The organism is Sphingopyxis sp., assembly GCF_036402335.1.
Lineage (GTDB): Bacteria > Pseudomonadota > Alphaproteobacteria > Sphingomonadales > Sphingomonadaceae > Sphingopyxis.
The window spans coordinates 1-5,804 of record NZ_DASWTD010000513.1; the positions used below are offsets into that span (position 1 = coordinate 1).

General features: G+C 66.5%; 9 protein-coding genes. 3 read left to right on the forward strand and 6 right to left on the reverse strand.

Annotation, left to right across the window (positions count from 1 at the left end):
* Positions 1-479: hypothetical protein (locus VGD20_RS16605; protein WP_331135506.1), on the reverse strand; the 479-nt coding region annotated here is incomplete at its 3' end.
* A 53-nt stretch (positions 480-532) separates the two neighbouring features.
* Positions 533-1,360: an alpha/beta hydrolase gene (locus VGD20_RS16610; RefSeq protein ID WP_331135507.1), complete on the reverse strand. Its 828-nt coding sequence runs from the start codon at positions 1,358-1,360 to the stop codon at positions 533-535.
* 140 nt (positions 1,361-1,500) lie between these two features.
* Between VGD20_RS16610 and VGD20_RS16615 the strand changes: the two genes are divergently transcribed.
* From VGD20_RS16615 to VGD20_RS16625, 3 genes are all read left to right on the forward strand, one after another.
* Positions 1,501-2,514 carry a GlxA family transcriptional regulator gene (locus tag VGD20_RS16615; RefSeq protein ID WP_331135508.1) on the forward strand — a complete coding sequence of 338 codons (1,014 nt, stop codon included), beginning with the start codon at positions 1,501-1,503 and terminating at the stop codon, positions 2,512-2,514.
* A complete protein-coding gene (locus tag VGD20_RS16620; RefSeq protein ID WP_331135509.1) occupies positions 2,511-3,179 on the forward strand; it encodes a DUF6445 family protein in 669 nt (222 codons plus the stop codon). Before VGD20_RS16615 ends, VGD20_RS16620 begins: the two co-directional genes overlap by 4 nt.
* A gap of 150 nt (positions 3,180-3,329) precedes the next feature.
* Positions 3,330-4,442, forward strand: a complete 1,113-nt coding sequence (locus tag VGD20_RS16625; RefSeq protein WP_331135510.1) for a choice-of-anchor A family protein — start codon at positions 3,330-3,332, stop codon at positions 4,440-4,442.
* Here VGD20_RS16625 and VGD20_RS16630 read toward each other — a convergent pair.
* The 4 genes from VGD20_RS16630 to VGD20_RS16645 form a co-directional block, all read right to left on the reverse strand.
* Positions 4,439-4,660, reverse strand: coding sequence for a hypothetical protein (locus VGD20_RS16630; protein WP_331135511.1), 222 nt, complete (start codon positions 4,658-4,660; stop codon positions 4,439-4,441). The two genes, VGD20_RS16625 and VGD20_RS16630, sit on opposite strands and share 4 nt — an antisense overlap.
* A gap of 8 nt (positions 4,661-4,668) precedes the next feature.
* Positions 4,669-4,992: a hypothetical protein gene (locus VGD20_RS16635; protein ID WP_331135512.1), complete on the reverse strand. Its 324-nt coding sequence runs from the start codon at positions 4,990-4,992 to the stop codon at positions 4,669-4,671.
* Between the two features lie 171 nt (positions 4,993-5,163).
* Positions 5,164-5,346, reverse strand: coding sequence for a hypothetical protein (locus VGD20_RS16640; protein ID WP_331135513.1), 183 nt, complete (start codon positions 5,344-5,346; stop codon positions 5,164-5,166).
* Between the two features lie 89 nt (positions 5,347-5,435).
* Positions 5,436-5,654, reverse strand: coding sequence for a hypothetical protein (locus VGD20_RS16645; RefSeq protein ID WP_331135514.1), 219 nt, complete (start codon positions 5,652-5,654; stop codon positions 5,436-5,438).
* Positions 5,655-5,804: the final 150 nt, after the last annotated feature.

Below are 5,804 nucleotides of genomic sequence, written 5' to 3' on the forward strand. Positions count from 1 at the left end.
CGACGGCTCGATCTGACTGCCAGATAGCCAAGGCCGGCCATGACGATCAGCAAGGCGCCCTGCGCCGCCGCGAAGGGCGGTTCGGTACCGCTCGGGGCGAGCGCGTTGAGCGCGGGCACTTTCAGGAACGACTGCACCACCAGCACGAACATATTGAGATAGAGCGCCAGCGTGGCGGTGATCGCATAGACCGCCGCGGCGCGGCCGGCGAGCTTGCGGCGATAATATGCGGTGAAGGTCGCGATGAGGAGCAGCGTCGAGAGGATGCCGAAGCCGAGCGCGGGGGTGAAGGCGACGATCGGGAAGAGGAAACCCGTGAGGCTGGTCAGCAGCGTCGCCCAGAGGAAGATATCGGTCGTGCGGCGGAGGAGACGGCCGCGCGCGAAGGCGGGAAGGGCGATGAGGCCCGCCGCGATGGCGATCAGGCTGATCGCGACATGGAGCGCGGTGAACTGCGATATGGTGAGGCCGAGGATCATGATCTTTACTCCCTGTTGAAGGGGCGACGGCCTGGCCGCCGCCCGCGCATCGATCAGCTGTTGATGAAGTCGAGGAGGTCGGCGTTGAAGCGGTCCTGCTCGGTGACGGTGAGGCCGTGGCTGCCGCCTTCATAGACCTTGAGCACTGCTTGGCTGACAATCTTGACGGTCGAGAGCGCCGCGGCGCCGATCGGCACGATCTGGTCGTCGTCGCCGTGGAGGACGAGCGTCGGCTTGTCGAACTTCTTGAGGTCTTCGTTGAAGTCGCTTTCCGAAAAGGCGCGGATGCTGTCGAGCAGGCCCTTGAGGCCGCCGTTCATGCCCTGCCGCACGAATTCGTCGCGCACCGCCTCGCTGACCACCGCGCCGTCGCGGTTATAGCCGTAGAAAGGCAGGGTCAGGTCCTTGAAGAATTGCGGCCGGTTGTCGAACGTGCCCTTGCGGATGCCGTCGAAGACGTCGAGCGGCAGGCCGCCCGGGTTGGCTTCGGTCTTGAGCATCAGCGGGGGGACAGCGCCGATGAGGGCGACCTTGGCGACGCGGCTCGTGCCGTGACGGCCGATATAGCGGGTGACTTCGCCGCCGCCGGTCGAGTGGCCGACGAGGATGACGTCCTTGAGGTCAAGCTGTTCGATCAGTTCGGCGAGATCGTCGGCGTACTGGTCCATGGTGTTATTGTCCCAGACCTGATCCGAGCGGCCATGGCTGCGGCGATCGTGGGCGATGGTGCGGAAGCCCTGGTTCGCGAAGAAGACCATCTGGGCGTCCCAGGCGTCGGCACTGAGCGGCCAACCGTGCGAGAAGACGATCGGCTGGGCATCCTTCGGACCCCAGTCCTTGAAGAAGATGTTCGTGCCGTCGCTGGTGGTGATCGTGGTCATGATATGGTTCCTTTCGTTTCGAGAAGGGCGGGTGTCCGTCCCGGTGAAACAACAGATACGGCGATGCGTGCTTGATCGGGATTGGCGGACACGACATTATCCGGGCCGATTCCGACAATTGAGCGATTTGGGGAGCCGTCATGCCGAAGTTGAAGGTGCCGGACGCCGCCGATGTGCCACTCGTCGAGGTCGGGATGATGACCTATCCCGACTGCCAGATGGGCATGGTGCACGGGATCACCGACCTGTTCGACGTCGCGGGACGCTTTGCCGTCGATCATGGCCGACGTCCGATCCGCGCCAGCCATTGGCGGCTGGAGCCGGGCGGGGGTTTTGCGCGCTGGTACGACAGCCATCCCGATGAAGCGGCAGGCAATTCGCCGGCGGTGCTGATCGCGCCGGGCAGTCTGCACAAGCTGCTCGAGCCCGGCGAGGTCGAGCCCTATGCCCGCTGGCTGCTCGACCGGCATGCGCAGGGCGCGGTGCTGGCGTCGAATTGCGGCGGGGCGTTCGCGCTGGCGGCGACGGGATTGCTGGCCGGGCGGCCCGCGACGACGCACTGGTATTTCGCCGAGGAGTTCAGGGTACGCTTTCCCGACGTGCGGATGGAGGCCGACCGGATGGTGGTCGACGACGGCGATATCGTCACCGCCGGCGGGCTGATGGCGTGGACCGACCTTGGCCTGCGCATCGTCGAACGATTGCTGGGGCCGACGGTGATGATGGAGACCGCGCGCTTCCTGCTGATCGACCCGTCGGGACGCGAGCAGAAGAATTATGCGAGCTTCGCCCCGAAACTCAACCATGGCGACGAGGCGATCCTGAAGGTTCAGCACTGGCTGCAGGCCCGCGGCGCGGGGCCGGTTTCGGTCGCCGAGATGGCAAGCGAGGCGCGGATGGAGGAGCGCACCTTCCAGCGCCGGTTCAAGGCCGCAACGGGTATGACCCCGGTCGAATATGTCCAGCATCTGCGCGTCGGCAAGGCCCGCGAACTGCTGGAATTCACGCGGCGCACGGTCGACCAGATCGCCTGGTCGGTGGGGTATGAGGACGCCGCGGCGTTCCGCAAATTATTCCATCGCATCACCGGCCTGTCCCCCAATGAATATCGCCAGCGCTTTTCGACCCCGCAGTCGCTGGCCGAGGTTGCGTGACGATCCGGATCGCGACGATCGGGGCCGAGGCGCAGCCGCTCGTCATCCTCGACGATTTCGCGCCCGACGCCGATGCGCTTCGCGGCCATGCCGCCGCCGCCGATTTCGTTCCGGCCCTCAATCATTACCCCGGCGTCCGCGCCGCGCTGCCGCCATCCTATCTCGCCGCGCAGCTTCCCCTCATCGCCGCGGCGGCCGCCGAAGCCTTTGGCCGGACGGGGCGGGTGACGGTGATCGACGCGAGTTTCTCGATCGTCTCGACCCCCGCCGATGCGCTCACCATTGCGCAGCGGCTGCCGCATATCGATGCCTTCACCCCCGACCGTATCGCGCTTGTCCATTACCTGTCCCCCGAAGGCGGCGACGGCACCGCGTTCTACCGCCATCGGGCGACGGGGTTCGAGACGGTGGACGAAGCGCGGCGCGACATCTTCTTTCGCCATCTCGATACCGAATTGCGCCACCGCGGCCCGCCGCCGCCCGGTTATGTCTGCGGCGACACGCCGCTGTTCGAATGCATCCGCAGCGAGCCGGCGCGCTACAACCGCGCGCTCCTCTACCGCAGCAGCAACCTCCACAGCGGCGCAATCGGCCCCGACGCCGGCCTGTCCCCCGATCCGGGCGCGGGGCGGCTGACGGTGACCGCCTTCCTTTCGATCGGCTGACGACGTATCGCCGCAATTCTGCCACGGCTGCGCGGTATCCAGAGGCCATTGTTTCATTACGGGACAACGGTTTATCGCAGACCGGTGTAAGATCGCCGGCGAACACCCTAAGGGCGCCCGCGCCTTTCTTTCGACGATGGATACAACGCCGTGGCTTTTTCTTCGACCCGCATCCTGCTTCCTGCCGCACTCGCCGCGACCGCCATCGTCGCTCCCGTGCTGGCGCAATCGGGCCCGATCACCGGGATCGACGCGCTGCGCGAATGGAATCTCGTCGTGCTCGGCAACCTCGATTCCTCGTCTGAAGTCGAGGGGCGGACCTTCGTCGGCGGCAACCTGACCGGCAATTCGTCGAACTATGGCATCCGCGCCACGACCTCGGCGAACGGCCAGCCGGGGCTGACCGTCGTCGGCAACGTCAACGGCGGCCACAAGAATCTCAACAACGGGTCGGGCGCGGTCGTCGGCGGCAATGTGACGAGCGGTTTCAACCTCAACGGCCCGAACCAGACGGTCAAGGTCGGCGGGATGATCAACAACACCAACGTCAACCAGAACACCGTCATCTCGAACCTCGACCGCAGCGATCCGGGCTTCGGGCTCGCGCTGCAGCAGCAGAAGGCCGACCTCAAGAGCAGCATGGCGAGCCTGTCGTTCGACATGGGCACGCTCGCGGCGAACAGCCAGCTCACCGTGCAGGGCAACCGCGGCACCTTCAACGCGCAGCCGAATGCACAGGGGCTGGCGGTGTTCAACATCACCGCCGCCGACCTCGACAAGATCGGCGAGATCCAGTTCAACCTGAACGGCGCCGACACCGCGATCGTCAACGTCAGCGGCCGGACGGTGAACCTCAACGACAATTTCCTCGGCGGCACCAACAACCTTGGCGAGAATGTCATCTGGAACTTCCCCGATGCCGAGGATCTGACGCTGTCGACGGCCTGGGGCGGGTCGGTGCTCGCGCCGCTCGCCGATGCCGAGACGCGCAATTATATCCAGGGATCGGGCGTCTTCGGCAACCTCAAGCAGAATGGCGAGATGCATATCGGCACCTTCAAGGGCGGTTATGTGACCCCGCCGTCGGGCGGCACCTCGACCGGCGGCGGGACCAGCTCGGGCGGCGACGGATCGTCGAGCGGCGGCGCGGTGCCGGTGCCCGAACCCGGCATGTTCGGGCTGTTCGGGCTGGGCGTCGGCGGGCTGATCCTGTGGCGCCGCCGCCGCGCGAAGCGCGATACGGGTGGGCAGGCCGAAGGCTAATAGCCGCCCTGCGCTCCCGGTGGACGGTAGAAGCGGTGGCGGGTGACCGCGCCGTCGATGATGTGACCGCGCAGGCGGAGGCGCATTTCTTCGGCGCCGGCGGGTGTCGTGCAGATCAGGCGGGTGCCGCCTGCCGGGAGCGGCTCGATCGCGCTGATGCTGACGCCCTGCGACAGGCAGATTTGCTTCACCTCGGCTTCCGGGAGCGCGAGGTTCATCGCGCGGCTCATTCGAAGCCCCGACCGCGTGGCGAGTCCTTGTCGGGCGCCGAGGCGCGGATCGCGGTCGCGACCCGATCATAGCCGCTGTCGCTGGCAGTGGCGATGGCGAGCGGGCGGCCGCCGAGCTCCGGATTTTCGGCGTTGAGGAAAGCGATCGCAGGGTCGCGCCCGCCCATCGTCAGGAAGGCGAGCTGGCTGATGTCGCCCTGCCGCCGCGCGTCGTCGCGAGCAAGCGGGGTGCGCTTCTTGCGAAAGAAGCTGTTCGACCGCGTCTTCGGGGTTTCGCCGGGCGGCGACGGGGATTCGACGGGGCTGGTTGCAGGCTTCATGGACGCGGCTCCTCTTGCGTAAGCGGGAGCGCCGAATGTCTCTCAGCCGCGGCGGCCTACAGGAAGTGCGTGCCGCGGTACCGGGTATATGGGGGCGCGCGCCGCGGATTGTAAGGACGCCGGGCGGCGGAGCCGAAGAGGCGGCTTCGCCTCCTGGCGCAGCGGCGCTATTTACCTGGCGGCGATGGTGTCGGGGAAATAGGTTTCGAGGCCGCGGCGCGCCCGATATTCCTCGATACGTTTCGCATAATAGCGACGCAGGTCAAAGTTTGCAGTGCGGAGGCCGGCTCGCCTTGCCGCCGCTCTTTCCATCAACGCCATCTGGTGATGGTAGAAAAGCTGGTTCATATCCATGATATTTCTCCGGAAGGCGGGGAAGCCGGGCGATTGGCGATCGCCCGTTCGAAATGGTCGGTCAATGTCGCCGCGTCCGCGCCGCCGGATCAATTCTCCGGCGCTTCTTCCCCGGTATCGTTGGCGGCGACGACGCGCTCGGTCCGCTCGGCGCGCGCATTTTCGGTGCGGGTGAGCTTGTCGGCCATCGCCTGCCAGGCGGCCGCGGCCCGCATGTTGCGGTCGCGGACCTGGGTCAGGAGCGACGCCGCGGCCTCGCTCCTGCACTTTTCGGCCTGCGACAGATAGAAATCCAGATTGGCCGACATGCGTGCGTTCCTCGGGTTCGGGTCAATCGACCATGTCGGCGATGAGGCGCCGGAGTTCGGACCGCGACAGCGTCGGACGCCGGCGCCGCGGCGTGGTGGCCGCCATGGCCTTCCCGGCCAGCGGCAGCGCGGGCAGGGCAGGGAAAATCG

Bases quoted from the DNA above. Each gene is read 5' to 3' on its own strand.
- VGD20_RS16610 (WP_331135507.1), bottom strand. From the start codon at position 1,360: ATGACCACGATCACCACCAGCGACGGCACGAACATCTTCTTCAAGGAC.
- VGD20_RS16615 (WP_331135508.1), top strand. From the start codon at position 1,501: ATGCCGAAGTTGAAGGTGCCGGACGCCGCCGATGTGCCACTCGTCGAG.
- VGD20_RS16630 (WP_331135511.1), bottom strand. From the start codon at position 4,660: ATGAACCTCGCGCTCCCGGAAGCCGAGGTGAAGCAAATCTGCCTGTCG.
- VGD20_RS16635 (WP_331135512.1), bottom strand. From the start codon at position 4,992: ATGAAGCCTGCAACCAGCCCCGTCGAATCCCCGTCGCCGCCCGGCGAA.
- VGD20_RS16640 (WP_331135513.1), bottom strand. From the start codon at position 5,346: ATGGATATGAACCAGCTTTTCTACCATCACCAGATGGCGTTGATGGAA.
- VGD20_RS16645 (WP_331135514.1), bottom strand. From the start codon at position 5,654: ATGTCGGCCAATCTGGATTTCTATCTGTCGCAGGCCGAAAAGTGCAGG.